Annotated in this window: 12 protein-coding genes; 2 read left to right on the forward strand and 10 right to left on the reverse strand. The window is 52.3% G+C overall.

Annotated elements, in window-relative coordinates; all coding sequences use genetic code 11:
• Window positions 1-106: 106 nt before the first annotated feature.
• The 10 genes from ACJJIL_RS05475 to map form a co-directional block, all read right to left on the reverse strand.
• Window positions 107-1,750, reverse strand: a complete 1,644-nt coding sequence (locus ACJJIL_RS05475; RefSeq protein ID WP_445361362.1) for a S9 family peptidase — start codon at window positions 1,748-1,750, stop codon at window positions 107-109.
• 898 nt (window positions 1,751-2,648) lie between these two features.
• On the reverse strand, window positions 2,649-3,524 hold the full coding sequence (locus ACJJIL_RS05480; protein ID WP_445361363.1) for an SDR family oxidoreductase: 876 nt from the start codon (window positions 3,522-3,524) through the stop codon (window positions 2,649-2,651).
• A gap of 19 nt (window positions 3,525-3,543) precedes the next feature.
• A complete protein-coding gene (locus tag ACJJIL_RS05485; protein ID WP_445361364.1) occupies window positions 3,544-4,275 on the reverse strand; it encodes a cupin domain-containing protein in 732 nt (243 codons plus the stop codon).
• A 371-nt stretch (window positions 4,276-4,646) separates the two neighbouring features.
• Entirely contained in the window at window positions 4,647-5,780 is a 1,134-nt protein-coding gene (gene dapE, locus ACJJIL_RS05490) for a succinyl-diaminopimelate desuccinylase (RefSeq protein ID WP_445361365.1), read from the reverse strand.
• A 95-nt stretch (window positions 5,781-5,875) separates the two neighbouring features.
• The gene (dapD, locus tag ACJJIL_RS05495; RefSeq protein ID WP_445361366.1) at window positions 5,876-6,907 is read right to left on the reverse strand and encodes a 2,3,4,5-tetrahydropyridine-2,6-dicarboxylate N-succinyltransferase; all 1,032 of its coding nucleotides are present in this window, start codon (window positions 6,905-6,907) and stop codon (window positions 5,876-5,878) included.
• Between the two features lie 21 nt (window positions 6,908-6,928).
• On the reverse strand, window positions 6,929-7,273 hold the full coding sequence (locus ACJJIL_RS05500) for an ArsC family reductase (RefSeq protein WP_108734022.1): 345 nt from the start codon (window positions 7,271-7,273) through the stop codon (window positions 6,929-6,931).
• A gap of 2 nt (window positions 7,274-7,275) precedes the next feature.
• The gene (nth, locus tag ACJJIL_RS05505; protein ID WP_445361367.1) at window positions 7,276-7,944 is read right to left on the reverse strand and encodes an endonuclease III; all 669 of its coding nucleotides are present in this window, start codon (window positions 7,942-7,944) and stop codon (window positions 7,276-7,278) included.
• A gap of 74 nt (window positions 7,945-8,018) precedes the next feature.
• Window positions 8,019-9,191 (reverse strand): succinyldiaminopimelate transaminase, encoded by a 1,173-nt coding sequence (gene dapC, locus ACJJIL_RS05510; RefSeq protein WP_445361368.1) that lies wholly within the window; start codon window positions 9,189-9,191, stop codon window positions 8,019-8,021.
• A 31-nt stretch (window positions 9,192-9,222) separates the two neighbouring features.
• Window positions 9,223-11,928, reverse strand: a complete 2,706-nt coding sequence (locus ACJJIL_RS05515; RefSeq protein WP_445361369.1) for a [protein-PII] uridylyltransferase — start codon at window positions 11,926-11,928, stop codon at window positions 9,223-9,225.
• 122 nt (window positions 11,929-12,050) lie between these two features.
• Entirely contained in the window at window positions 12,051-12,821 is a 771-nt protein-coding gene (map, locus tag ACJJIL_RS05520) for a type I methionyl aminopeptidase (protein WP_445361370.1), read from the reverse strand.
• 325 nt (window positions 12,822-13,146) lie between these two features.
• Between map and rpsB the strand changes: the two genes are divergently transcribed.
• Complete coding sequence (gene rpsB, locus ACJJIL_RS05525) at window positions 13,147-13,893, forward strand: 30S ribosomal protein S2 (protein ID WP_282933677.1); 747 nt, start codon at window positions 13,147-13,149, stop codon at window positions 13,891-13,893.
• A gap of 113 nt (window positions 13,894-14,006) precedes the next feature.
• Window positions 14,007-14,870 (forward strand): translation elongation factor Ts, encoded by an 864-nt coding sequence (gene tsf, locus ACJJIL_RS05530; protein WP_282933676.1) that lies wholly within the window; start codon window positions 14,007-14,009, stop codon window positions 14,868-14,870.
• Window positions 14,871-15,001: the final 131 nt, after the last annotated feature.

Below are 15,001 nucleotides of genomic sequence, written 5' to 3' on the forward strand. Positions count from 1 at the left end.
GCGCATTCTAGGTTGGAGATATCTCCATAGCTGAAGTTAACCTGTATGTTTACTGCAGTGGTCTATATCGATATCTTCAGGAGCAAGCAATTTCTCTGCAAGGTATCTAGTTATTAGCTAATTCCGGACTATTTGGGTCAGGTTTATGGTGCTCGAACCAGTAGAGAATAGATACCACTTTAGTTATCAACTGGCTTGGTTTGCGAGCAATATCGTGGGAGGCATTGGGCAAGCGTACCATTGCTGTATCTACTTTGTTTAGTTTTAATGCTTGGTAGAACTGCTCGGTTTCAGAGATTGGAGTCCGGTAGTCTTCCTCTCCAGTCAAAAGCATGGTAGGAGTAGTAATATTACCTACATAGGTTAAGGGAGAACGCCGGCGATACTCTTCAGGTTGCTCCCAAGGAGGTGCAGAGAACCAGTATTTGGTGAAATAGCTGGAAAAGTCAGAAGTTAATACGAAGCTTTCCCAATTTATGATAGGCTTCGCCGCTACAGCAGCACGAAAGCGATTTGTCTTGCCAATGAGCCAAGCTGTCAATGTGCCCCCGCCGCTACCACCAGTCGCAAATAGCTGATCTTCATCTACATACCCCTGTGCAATCACGGCATCGACCCCAGATATCAGGTCATCGTAATCTTGACCTGGATAATTGTGGTGAATTAAGTTGGCAAATTCATGACCGTAACTAGTAGAGCCTCGGGGGTTGGTGTATAGAACTACATAGCTAGCTGCAGCATATAGCTGCACTTCTGCGGCGAATCTTGGGCCGTAGTTATAAAATGGACCTCCATGGATTTGTAACAATAGTGGGTATTTTTTCTTTCTATTGAAATTAGGTGGATAAGCGATCCATCCTTGGATGTTGCGATTATCAAATCTGGATTTGAAATTAATCTCTTTTACTTTGGCCATTTCACGCTTGCGGATCAGCTCGCCGTTTAAATCGGTAAGTGTGCGAACCTTGCCGTTGTGAATAAATGCTAACTCAGCAGGACGTTGTGCGTTGGCTTGGGGGTAAGCTATATCTGCATTCTTGGAAACTGCAAAATTTACCCTGTAAAATGGTCGGCCGGGAAACGCGATTGATGATCCGCCGGCATCACTTGTTATTAGGCTTTTCTCGCCGCCTAATTTTTGGATCACTATTTTTGTGGAGCCGTAGTCGTCATAACTATATGCGATGCGGTTACTGTCCCCCAGCCATTTAAAACTTGAAATGCTCCGATCTTCTACTGTTTCAACTCTATAAGAACCTCCGCTATTCAGCTCCATAATATATAGCGAATCCTGGTGATACCCCAGACGCTGATCGTCAAAGCCCAGGTAGGCAAGCTTTGTGCCGTCGGGAGAAATTTGCGGGAAGTAGTCGGGCCCAAATCTTTCTGTAATCTGTTTGACTTCTTGATTTTTAATTTCGACTCTATATATATCTGAATTTAATAGTTCAATTTCTTGGTCTAAATGTATGTTTGCAGAGAAATAAATTGAATCGCCATTTGCGCTCCAGGTGAAGCTGTCTATGCGATTGTGTTTGCCGCTGGTAAGTTGATGTGGTTTGTTGCCCTCTAGAGAAACTACAAAAATCTGAGCGTATCCTTTTTGCAAGTAACCCAGGGAGTCAATACGATAAATATTACGGTCAATAAACTTCGGAGTAGGTGCCCATTTTGCTTTTTTAGGGGGTGTGGGAACCTGGAACGGAAGCTTTTCACTTTCTGGTACAAACGTAGTGAAGGCGATTTGCATACCATCTGGCGACCACTGAAGATTCGAGGGAGGCATTGTCAGTTGGCTAATTTGGTGGTTTTGGCCGTTGTTGAGTTCAAGAATGTGAATCTGAGGGCTGCCACTGCTAGTACTTATGAAAGCAAGATTATTTCCGTTTGGGGATAATCGAGGCGAGTGATTCAAAAAATTGCCAAAGGTTAGCTGGCGGTGAAGTTTCCCATCAGTAGTTATTTGCCAAATATTAGCGCGTCTACTGTCCGATACTTCATCTACTGAATTACGGGTGTAGTAAATACTATCGCCCTTGGGACTAAACTGTGGATCCTCAGCGTATTCCAGGTCAAATATGTCTTCATAGCTAAACTTTTGGAATTGCTCACTTTCAATAGAGTGGGTTGGAAGTGTCAGAATTGCGATAAATCCGGCAGTGATAAATGTTATAAGCCTTTCCATAGTCAGTGAGCTCGTTTTTTATTATTGGATGGAGCATAACGAAGGGAGGATATCTTATGGGGAAAATACGTTGAGTCGCTATATTGAGAGGATAGTCAGTTTATTTGGCGTATAAACCTTTTGGCGTTTTACTTTCCCAGTGAGGAAAGCTGGGGCAAGTCAAAAGTAAACTTGATACTTTCGCCTTTTTTGAGCCTGCAAACTAAGCCAGGTTAATCGAAATGGTAGCTCTGTTAATACTTTCCGATAAATATCTTTGTGGGTATCAAACTGGTCGACCCCAACCATTTCGTCACACTGTGTGAATAGTAGTTTTTCTGGTTCTAGTTCGGTAACCACAATTCTGGTGGGCACAGTTTTAATGAGAGCCGGGGTCAAGGTGTTTATTAGGCTAACGGCACAAAGGGCGGCCTACCACTAAGACGATAGCGGCTGTGTTGAAAAAGGGGGTGAGCTACGGTACTTAGCGGCTTTGGGTTTCACTCTGCCATATATTGGCCGTTTCTTCTACGAAACTCCGATAGCTTCGCGGACCCTGTGGTAAAAGTGCGGCCTGAGCCTCGAGATCTTTCTGATGGATTAGATGGCCGTTTGTTTTGAACCAGCGATGCATGATCATAAGATCGAAATTCAGCCACGGGGGCACCATGGTTTCGATGCTGATGGCAAATTCTTCCGGCGTTAGGTCGGGGTAGATGACGGCGTGACCAAGTGCTGTGGACCAGAGTGCAGCGGTTTCATTGCCGTTAGGGGCATCCAAACTCGACAAAAGAAATACTTCGTTCTTCGCCCTTATGTCTAAGAGTGCTGACACTGCTGCGAGCGCAACATCACGGATATCAATACGTGCAACCGGGTGGGGCCCCAACGGCGTTGCATAAGCACCTGCAGTGATCACATCCTTCTGAACAAGATCATTCTGAGCGAAGTAGGTGGGCCGTAGTATCGTGTGCGCGATCCCACTTGCTCGCAGCGCTGTTTCAATAGCGAATTTTCCACCCGCATGGGGAATCATCGGTGCGCGAACTGCAAGATCGCTCGATAGATAAACGATGTGCCTGGGGGGTGATTCAGCGGCGATCGCCAGTGTGGAGAGGCCTTGATGGGTCTCCTTGGGACTATTTGCGATGAGTAGAAAGACACTCTCAACTCCCTTAAATGCGGACCTCAGGGTGGGAGGGTCGTCCATATCGGCAATGAATGTATCAATATCATCGGGGAGACTTGCGGCATAGGCAATCGATCGTGTGGCGACCCGGATTTTTGCTCCACTCGCATACAAGATCGGAATGAGGGCCCGACCGACGTTTCCTGAGCCGCCAAAGATAAGGACAGTCATCGATGTAATCCATTGATGCTCAGGGCCAGACTGCGCAAAAGAATGCGCGAAAAGGTTTGTCGGCGTGCCACCCTACCGGGGCATTCAATGGTACGAAGAAGCTGTCGCCGGCGTGGAAGGTCTCCTCACCGTTTGACGTTGTGACCCGTACCGCCCCCTCCAGAATACATATCAGTTCGCTCCGACTGAAATCTGTGATATCGCAACGACAAGGGCCAGACATCAATGTGCCGACCTGGATCCTGCCATCGCCAGACTCGTATGCCAGGTGTCTGGCTTGGTGTGGCTCTAGGGCGCTGAGGCTGGTCTCTCTGCAGTCACCTTCTGAAATGTTTGGAAGCGGGCGCACGACTCTCAGCTTAGACGGATCAGTCTCTGCAGGATACTCATCATTGAATAGGTTGATAAAGTACTTGCGGTAATATACCGGCATGTCCCATGCGCAATTAAGGCCTTGCGGGAGGAAAAACGGCTCTCCAGCAGAGATAATTTCTTTGTGTCCTGTTTCGTCGATAATGCCGACGTGGCCCTCGATCAGAAGCATGAACTCAAAGAGCGGATAGGGATTGAGCCCTGTGCTGCTTCCGCCGGAGCAATCCCAGGTCCCAGTACAGAGGCCGTTGTGCTCAAAGGCTTTATACCCTCGCTGGATTGGCGTCGGGCCGGTGAGAAAAGAGGGAGGGATGACTGCCCAGGGTTCAAGGCCTTCGCCACTTGGGTTGTGCGGATCCAATTTGACTACGCTTTTCATGGAGTCTTTCTCGAGGGCTCGAGTTGGTGGCAGGAGCTGCGCGACTCGAGAATCAGTGGGCGGTTGGTGGTCGTCGGCGCGATTCGCGAAGTATCTCTGCCGCAACTTATTTAGTAGTCTAAACCAACTTGGCGATAGTTGGTGCTCTCGATAAATTGTGTCGGCTCGAGCCACCTTGCACGGTCTGGAATAATTGGGTGTTGTATTGGCAGAGTTGGTAGATATGCTGAATTGCAATATTCAAGAGATAGCCAGTTTTTGCTGGATAAACTTACTGGAGTTTTACTGCCCCAGCCGTGAAAGCTGGGGTCTCTCAAAAGAACACGTTGCGCTTTCGCCCTTTTCGAGCCTCTAGGCTGAGCCGGATTAATTTAAGTGAGTAGCTCTTTTAAGACTTCCCGATAAATATCTTTGAGGATATCCAAGTGGTCGGCCTCAACCCTTTCGTCCACTTTATGAATAGTGGCATTTACCAGTCCCAGTTCTACGACCTGGGCTCCGGTAGGGGCAATAAAGCGGCCATCGGAAGTGCCACCGGCGGTCGATAGCTCCGTTTTTTCCCCGGTGATGGTGAGAATTGCCTGCTGAGTTGCCTGAACCAGTGGGCCTGCGGCAGTGAGAAAAGGCAATCCGGATAATTTAAAATTCGCCTCGTACTTGAGGTTGTGCTTATCCAGGATTGCGCGGGCCCGAGTCTCAAGGTCTTCGGCTGTTAATTCAGTGGAAAAACGCCAGTTGCAGAGTAAATCCACTTCGCCGGGAATAACATTGGTTGCGCCGGTGCCGCCATTGATATTGGAAACCTGGAAGCTGGTTGCGGGGAAGAATTCATTCCCCTGGTCCCATTCTTCGGCAGCGAGTTCAGCGAGAGCAGGGGCCAGGGTATGTATCGGATTCTCGGCCAGGTGAGGGTAGGCTACATGGCCTTGGGTGCCGAGAACTTTTAGTTCCAGGCCGAGTGAGCCCCTGCGCCCATTTTTTATAATATCGCCAACCCGTTCACTACTGGATGGCTCGCCGACGATACAGCAGTCAATCTTTTCTCTCTGCTCCTCGAGCCACTCGACAACCTTAACGGTGCCGTTTGTTGCGGGGCCCTCTTCGTCGCTGGTGATCAGAAATGCTATGCGACCACTGTGGTCTGGGTGTGCCGCAACGAACTCCTCACAGGCAACCACCATGGCTGCCAGGGAACCCTTCATGTCCGCCGCACCGCGGCCATATAGAAAACCGTCGCGAATTTCAGGCTCGAAGGGGGGGCAGCTCCAATTTTCTTCTGGGCCTGTGGGTACCACATCGGTATGCCCGGCAAAGGCGAGCAGGGAGCCTTCACTAAAGCCATCGCGTACAGCCCAAAAATTATCGGTGTCGTCTCTGCGCAATTTTGTTACCTGGAATCCTATTTTTTCCAGGCGCTGGATCATAAGGTCCATACACCCCGCATCTTCTGGGGTGACAGAGCGGCGGCGAATCAGGTCGAAAGCGAGTTGGAGGGTGGGAGTCACTTGGGCTTTCCTTGTATAGGGAGATGGGCCGCAAAGAAGCGGCTAGAGGGGTGGGGTGCATCGGTGCGGAACTGAAGTTCCGCACCGATGCAATTTTAATTGCTGTGTAGAGCTTCATTGAGCTCGATAGCACTCTTGTTGGTGAGACATTCCACTGCACCATTAGTGGAGTTGCGGCGGAATAGTAAATCGGATTTTCCGGCCAGGTCTCTGGCCTTGATGTGCTCTACCAGCTTGCCGCTGTCATCCAGCAGGGCGATTTTGGTTCCAGCTGTAATGTAGAGCCCAGCCTCTACTGTGCAGCGGTCGCCAAGGGGAATGCCGATGCCGGCATTAGCGCCGAGCAGGCAGTTATCGCCTACCGAGATAACGATATTTCCGCCGCCGGAAAGCGTGCCCATGGTGGAGCTGCTGCCACCGAGATCGGAACCGGCGCCGACAAATACCCCGGCGGAAATACGGCCTTCAATCATGCCGGGCCCTTCGGTGCCAGCATTAAAGTTAACAAAGCCCTCGTGCATGATTGTGGTGCCTTCCCCAAGGTATGCGCCCAGGCGCACTCGAGCGGTGTGTGCGATACGAACCCCAGCCGGTACTACGTAGTTGGTCATTTTGGGGAATTTATCCACGCAGGAGACATCCAGGTACTCACCTTTGAGTCTTGCATCCAGTTGTCGCTGCGGTAATTCCTCGAGATCAATGGCTCCCTGGTTGGTCCAAGCGACATTAACCAGCTTGCCAAAAATACCGTCGAGTTTGGTCTCGTGGGGTTTTACCAGGCGGTGGGAGAGAAGATGTAGCTTTAGGTAGGCCTCGGGCACTGACTGCGGGGCTTCGTCGGTAGCCAAAATAACTACCGCGAGAGGTCTTTGGGAGTTGGCGAATTGCTGCAGGATTTCCGCCTGGTCAGCGGCGCCTGCACTGTGGAGAGCATCGGCTAATTTCTGTAGCTGGGTGGAGTCCAGAGGCAGACTGTGATTTCCCTCTGCCATGCCGAGAGTTTCAGTAACCGCGTTAGCGATTTCTGCGCTGGGTTTAAACAGGGGTTTGGGGTAGTAAACTTCGAGCCAGTCGCCCTTGCTGTTACAGGTGCCGACACCAAAACCGATGCTGTAAATATTGCTCATGGTGGTTTTCTCCTAATTCGACTAGCTTTGCAGTTGTTCGAAGGTCGCCTCTTTAAAACCGAAAAGGGTTTCCTTTGAAGTGGTGGTGACCGGGCGTTTGATTAAGGTAGGGGTCGCACTGGCCAGATCTAAGGCGAGTGCATTGTCCATTTCGTTTTTCTGTTCATCGCTCAGTTCACGCCAGCTCGTTGAGCGGCGATTCAGGACCTCCTGCCAGCCAAATTTATCCAGCCATGCTTGTAGGGGAACATCTTCCATGCCGTCTACGCGAAAATCGTGAAAGCGATAATCGACTCCATTTTTCTCCAGCCATTTGCGGGCTTTTTTTACGGTGTCACAGTTTTTAATGCCGTACAGAGTAATCACGGTTACGCCTTTTTGGTTTTCTTTGGATTTTTACGGTTGGGGTAGCAGGTTGTGCAGATTTCACAGACGGTGCCGTCGCAGCCCCGCGCAGAGCAGAACTCGCGACCGTAGAAAATAATCTGCAGGTGCAATTTATTCCACTTGTCTCTTGGGAACAGCCGCTTCAGGTCTTTTTCCGTCTGGGTGACATTTTTGCCATTCGTCAGGCCCCAGCGCTGGGCCAATCTGTGAATGTGAGTATCGACGGGAAACGCCGGGTGCCCAAAAGCCTGTGACATAACCACGCTCGCCGTCTTGTGTCCGACCCCGGGCAGGGTCTCCAGCGCGGCCATATTCTCGGGCACTTCGCCATGGTATTCGTTGATCAGGATCTGCGAGAGCTTGCTGATGGCTTTGGATTTTTGCGGGGAGAGGCCACAAGGGCGAATGACTTTTTGGATCTCCTCTACCGGGACCTGCGCCATATCCCTGGGATTGTCTGCCAACTGCCAGAGCGCAGGGGTTATCTGGTTGACCCGCTCATCGGTGCATTGAGCGGATAGGAGTACCGCAACCAACAGGGTGTAGGAGTCATTGTGATCGAGAGGAACGGGAGTTTCCGGGTAGAGTTCCTCCAGGCGCTGCAAAATATAAGTGACGCGCTCTTGCTTGAGTAGATTTTTTACTGCCATTGTTAAGATATGCCTGGGCGTGGAGTTCCTGTATGTGCTCGAGTTGTCAGTTGTTCTTGAAAAGTGAGTTGGCCTTACCTGCAAAATGCCTTTATGCGGTGCGCTGCGTCGATGCACTCTTGCAGTGTCGCTACCAGTGCCAGACGCACATACTCGCGACCGGGGTTCAAGCCGATGCTATCGCGGGCGAGAAATGCACCGGGAAGTACCGTGATATTTTGCGCCTCATAGAGTTTCCTGGCAAAACGCTCACCATCCCCGACCTTGGGCCACAAATAAAAGCTTGCCTGTGGCTGTTGTACCTCTAGGCAGCCGTCGAGAATTTCGAGAACTGAAGAAAACTTTTCACTGTAAAGTGCGCGATTCTGGCGGACGTGTTCCTCATCCTGCCAGGCTGCGATCGAAGCATATTGATTGGGCAGCGGCATGGCGCAGCCGTGGTAAGTTCGATAGAGCAAAAACTTTTGCAGCAGATCGGCATCACCGGCGACGAAGCCCGAGCGAAGCCCGGGTAAGTTCGAGCGCTTCGACAGGCTGTGGAATACTACACAGCGGCGAAAGTCTGTTCGCCCCATTTCCTCGCAGGCCTGTAATAGTCCTACCGGCGGTGATGACTCGTCAAAATACAGCTCCGAATAACATTCATCGGAGGCGATGGTGAAATCGTAGCGGTCTGCCTTCTCTATCAGCTGTTTAAAATCTTCAGCTTCGAGAAGAGCGCCGGTGGGGTTGCCGGGAGAGCAGAGGTAAAGCAATTCGCATTGCTGCCAAACCGATTCCGGAACCGAGGTGAAATCTGGTTTGAATTGGTTTTCTGCCACACAGTTAATAAAGTGCGGCTGCGCCCCGGCGAGAAGGGCCGCGCCCTCATAGATCTGGTAGAAGGGATTGGGCATCAGGACTTTGCTGTCTGCGGAAACGGTCGCCTGGGCGAATGCAAAAAGTGCTTCCCGGGTCCCGTTCACCGGCAGCACCTGGCTATCTGCGCTCACATTGGATAACTGAAAACGCTGGCTCAGCCAATTGGCGATCGCCTGCCGCAGGGGCTCGATTCCCTTGGTCAGTGGGTAGGCGGCAAGCTTGTCCAGGTGCCGAACTAGTTCTGCACTGACAAACTCCGGTGGCGCATGCTTGGGCTCACCGATGGACAGTGCAATATGCGGTTTGTCCGCCGCTTGGAGGCCCTCTTTCAGGGCTTGCAGCTTGGTGAATGGGTAGGGCTGCAGCTGTTCCAGATTTGGGTTCATGGTCGTGAGCGGGCCTCGGGCGTTTTTTCGGTTAGGCGTCTTGGTTGTTCAGTTCCAGGCAAATGGCTTTTTCCAGTGCGCCGTTGGCCTCGATGTCGGTAAGTGGTGATCCCTCGGCGTCGGTAATATGAAAAATATCTTCGACTCGTTCGCCGAGTGTCGAAATTTTTGCATTGTGCAGGCGCAGATCGTGGGAAATAAAAATTCGCGCGATGCGGGCCAGCAAGCCGGGTCTGTCGGCACTGGTAATTTCCAGGGTGCTGTAATGATCGCCGGGCTCAGTGGAGAGATGAGCCTGGCTCTTCAATTCAAACATTTTAAGGCGGCGGGGCGTACGTCGCTGAATGATCTTTGAGTAGTCCTCAACCAGGGCCAATTCCTGCTGTAGCGTGTCGCGAATCTGCGCTAGGCGCTGGGGTTCGTCCAGTAGCGGCTGGCCCGCTTCATCCAGCACGTAAAAAGTATCCAGCGTATAACCGGAGGCAGAATTGTATAGGCGCGCATCGTGGACGTTCAGGTTGAGCATATCCAGCCCGGTAACCGCTGCGGCAAATACGTTGGCTCTATCAGGCGTGTAGACAAAAACCTGGGTAGCGCCGTCGTGCTCGCCAGGCCCTGAGTTTCGCGTTAAAACCAGGGTGTCTTTTTGGCTGGTGTCGGGGCTGCTGTGCAGTTCGTGGATGGCCGAAGTGTGCCAGGTGATATTGTCAGCGGTTTCTCGAACAAAATAGTCATCCCCCATTTGTGCCCAGATATTTTCCACCGAGGCTTGCGGAAGTCCCATAGCGTCCAGTTTTCCCATTGCCTGGCAGCGGGTTTCCTCGATGATTTCTTCCCGGTCGATGGGGTTTTCCAGGCCTCGGCGCAGGGCGTGCCGGGTGGCCTGGTAGAGCTGGCGCATCAAGCTGGCCCGCCAGCTGTTCCAGAGTTCCGGGTTGGTGGCATTGATATCTGCGACTGTGAGGGCGTACAGGTAGTCCAGATGTTCGCGGTCACCCATTTCACGGGCGAAAGTGTGTACGACTTCGGGATCACTGATGTCCTGCTTCTGTGAAACCTGGCTCATCAATAGATGCTTTTCTACAAGCCAGCAAACCAGACGCCGGTCGCGGGCGGGCAGATGGTGGCGCTGGCAGAATTCCGCTGCATCCACAACGCCCAGCTTGGAGTGGTCGCCACCGCGCCCTTTGGCGATATCGTGGTAGAGACCGGCAATATACAGCAGTTCCGGTTGGCGCATGCGTTCGAGAATTTCCGCTGCAATCGGGAATTTTTCCCGCGCCTCGGGGCTCCGGAAGCTGCGCATATTGCGCACAACTTGCAAGGTGTGGGCATCCACGGTGTAGATATGGAATAAGTCGTGCTGCATTTGCCCGGTTACCTGCCCAAATTCTGGTAGGTATCGCCCGAGAATGCGGTAGCGGGTCATTCGGGATAGTTGGGTCGACAAGCCCCGGGGGGAGCGAAGCAGCTGCATAAACAACTGGGTATTTTTCGGATCTGCGCGGAACTGGTCGTCGATCAGGTGTCGGTGCTCGCGAATCAGGCGGATGGTGGAGGCCCGTACTCCGCTAATATCCGGGTTGTTGGCCATCAGCACGAAGATCTCGAGCAGGGCCGAGGGCTCCTGGTTAAATACCTGGGGGTGGGTAACCTCAATATTGCCGTCGCGCAGCTGGAATCGCTCATTTAGCGGAATGACCAGTTGGCTGCCTTTGCGCTGAAGGATGGCTTCGCCGAGATATTGGAGAAGTACATCGTTCAATTCCTGCAGTGCCATCACGATGCGGTAGTAGTTGTGCATAAACTGCTCAACGGCGAGCTGGGTGTCGCTATCCACATAACCGAATTGCTTCGCCAGTTCTCTTTGGTAGTCAAACAGCAGTCGCTCTTCCGCGCGGCCGGCGAGTAGGTGCAAGCCGTAGCGCACACGCCAGAGGAAGGTTTCCCCGGACTGTAATATGGCGAACTCTTCCTCGGTAAAAAATGCCTTGCCCTGCAGTTGCTTTAGGGTGCGCACTTGGAAAAAATATTTGGCAACCCAGGCAATTGTCTGGATATCCCGCAGGCCCCCGGGAGAGTTCTTAATATTGGGCTCAAGAATATATTCAGCAGCCTGCTGATTGCTGTGCCGCTTTTTCTGTTCGGCGAGCTTGGCTTTGAAGAATTCTTGGGTAGGCCATAGCCTTTTGTGTTCCATTTGTGCAGTTAGTTGCTCGCCAACAGTGCTGTCGCCGACAACTGTGCGGGATTCGGTGAGGTTGGTGGCCACGGTGATGTCCTTCGCGGCCAACTCCAGGCACTCCTCGATATTTCGTACAGAGTGGCCGATATCCAAGCCCAGGTCCCATAAAAAGGCTACCAGGCGCTCTATGTTGTCGATGGTATCCGGGGTTGGGTGATCGCTGGAGAGGATGAGTAAATCGATATCGGAGTGGGGGTGCAGCTCTCCGCGCCCGTATCCGCCCACAGCGAGAAGCCCGATACCGTCTCTCCACTCGAACTGGTGCCAGGCGTAATGCAGAAGGCAGTCCACAAACAGGGCGCGCTCGTGTACCAGTGTGACAACGTCCTCTCCTTCGCGAAAGCGCTCTGCCATTTGCCGTTCGGCTGCGCCGACAGCATCTTTGAATATCTCCAGAGTGGGTTTGTCGCCGGAGCTTAAATCCCTGCGAAAACGAGACTGATCAAAGAAAAACAGGGGGCGTTCAAAGTAGGGAGGGCTGACCGGCTGCATGGGAAGTCCGTTTTGCTCTTGGGCTGCCGCAGGTGGGGGCGGCTTGGGTTCGGTTTGCGGAGATTCGCTACTGTGGTGCCGCGAGTAACGTACTTATTTCTCGCGGCACTGTCAGTACGGCTTTAGAAGTTCTCCTCGCTGCGCGCTGTGAGCACTTCTACACCGTCGCTAGTCACTGCCATGGTGTGTTCCCATTGAGCGGAGAGACGGCGGTCCTTGGTTACCGCAGTCCAGCCATCTCCCAACACTCGCGTGGCCGCTTTGCCTGCGTTAATCATGGGTTCAATGGTGAAGGTCATGCCCTCTTTAAGCTCTTCACCAGTTCCCGGCTGACCGTAGTGAAGAATTTGTGGGTCTTCATGGAAGACGTCGCCGATGCCGTGTCCGCAGAAGTCGCGTACCACTGAGTAATAGTTTTTCTCAGCGTGCTGCTGGATGACGTGGCCAATATCGCCGAGGGTAGTGCCGGGGCGGACAATTTCGATGGCTTTGTACATGCACTCCTGGGTGATTTGTACCAGGCGTTCAGCGTGGGCGGCGGGCTTGCCGGCAAAGAACATCTTGCTGGTGTCACCGTACCAGCCATCTTTGATAACGGTCACATCGATATTAATGATGTCGCCCTTCTTGAGAATTTTGCTCTCGGAGGGGATACCGTGACACACCACTTCGTTGACGGAAGTGCATATAGATTTTGGGAAGCCGCGATAACCGAGGCAGGCTGGGATCGCTTTCTGTACCTTCACGATGTGTTCGTGGCAGCGTTGATCCAGTTCTTCGGTAGTGACTCCTGGAACGACATACTCGCCAATCATTTCCAGCACCTCTGCGGCGAGGCGGCCTGCGGTGCGCATCTTGGCGATTTGTTCTGGGGTCTTAATGGCTGAGGTCATGCGTATCCTTTGTTTCTGGGTTGGGGCGGGTAGCGCCCAAGAGGCGGGCTATTGTAGCGGATTGCTGGCTGTAGGACACATTTTGCCGCTATTGGCGCAAGGATGGCCCAGGTGTCCCGCCAATAGCATTGAGGCGTGATCATTTGCGCGAAATCGGTGCCAATTCTTCACTATGAGGTGCACTTGTGGTATAAAGCGCGCCGCCTGGGGATACTCCCTGGGCGAGTAAAAGCCGCACACGCATCGACACATGTGTCTGGGTGCCCTGAAAGGGGTTGACGCATGGGATACGTGGAGGACTAACCCGTATATATAGAGGTTTATTATGCCGCAAGTAAGTATGCGCGATATGCTGCAGGCTGGTGTTCACTTTGGTCACCAGACCCGCTACTGGAACCCGAAGATGGGTCAATTCATCTTTGGTGCCCGCAACAAGATTCACATCATCAACCTTGAGCACACTGTACCGGCTTTCAACGAAGCCCTGCAGATCATCAAGGGCATGACTGCTCAAAAGAAAAAGATTATGTTTGTTGGCACCAAGCGTGCTGCACAGAAGTCTATCAAAGAGCAGGCAGAGCGTTGTGGCCAGCCTTACGTCAGCAACCGCTGGCTGGGTGGTATGCTCACCAACTACAAAACCATCCGCGCTTCCATCAAGCGTTTCCGTGAGCTGGAAGCCCAGTCTCAGGACGGTACTTTCGAGAAGCTGACCAAGAAAGAAGCTCTGATGCGTACCCGTGCCATGGATAAGCTTGAGCGCTCCATCGGTGGTATCAAGGATATGGGTGGCCTGCCTGACGCGATCTTCGTAATCGACGTTGAGCACGAGCGCATCGCTATCCAGGAAGCTAACAAGCTGGGTATCCCCGTAATCGGTGTTGTCGACACCAACAGCGATCCCGCTGGTGTTGATTACGTGATCCCCGGTAACGACGACGCTATCCGCGCAATCAAGCTGTACACCACAGCTGTAGCCGACGCAGTACTTGCTGGCGCTGCAGAGGCTGGTAACACCGTTGCGAAGGACGAGTACGTCGAAGCTAACGATGACGAAGCCGCTGCAGAGTAATTTGCAGGGCTAAGTGGTGTAACACAGTCGTTTTACACTGCGAACTCAAAAAGGGGCCCGAATTACGGCCCCTTTTTTCTAATTTTTAGTGACAGAACCCCGAGGATTGAATCATGGCGATTACCGCGTCTATGGTAAAAGAACTGCGCGAGCGTACCGGCCTGCCGATGATGGAGTGTAAGAAAGCTCTGACGGCTGCTGATGGCGACATCGAAAAGGCGATTGAAGACCTGCGCAAAGCCTCCGGCCTGAAGGCCGCTAAGAAAGCTGGCCGCACCGCTGCTGACGGCGTTGTTGCCGCTAAAGTTGCAGAAGACGGCAGCTACGGCGTACTGGTTGAAGTGAACTCCGAGACTGACTTCGTTGCTCGCGATGAAAACTTCCAGGCGTTTGTTGCCAAGGTTGTGGAGAAGGCATTTGCCGATCGCCAGCAAGACGTAGCTGCCCTGATGGAAGGCGAGCTGGAAACTGCTCGTGAAGCACTGGTTCAGAAAATCGGTGAGAACATCGGCGTGCGTCGTATCGAGCTGGTTGAAGCCCCAGTTGTAGGTGCTTACGTTCACTCCAACAACCGCATCGCTGCCCTGGTAGCTCTGAGCGGTGGAGAGATCGAGCTGGCTAAAGATGTTGCCATGCACGTGACTGCGGTTAACCCGCAGGTGAACAAGCCGGAAGATATGCCTGCTGACGTCCTGGAAAAAGAAAAGGACATCATCAAGGCTCAGCCGGATATGGAAGGCAAGCCGGCTGAAATCGTAGAGAAAATGATGGGTGGCCGCATCAAGAAGTTCCTGAAAGAGAACAGCTTGGTAGAGCAGCCTTTTGTTAAGAACCCGGACGTAAGCATTGGCAAACTGGTTAAAGATGCCGGTGCCGATGTGGTTTCCTTTGTTCGCTACGAAGTGGGTGAAGGTATCGAGAAGGAAGAGGTGGATTTCGCAGCGGAAGTTGCGGCCCAGGTTAAGTCCTCTTCTTAATCGCATATTATTGGGTGCCCTCGGGCACTCAATCGCAGTGGGGTGCTTCCGCTGGGGTTTCTTGCCCACAGTGGAGCACCCCTCTGTGTAAATGACTGAAATTGTTGTAATGTTCAGCGGCAAGGCCTGGC

It is taken from the genome of Microbulbifer maximicatervae (SeqCode) (genome assembly GCF_052468095.1).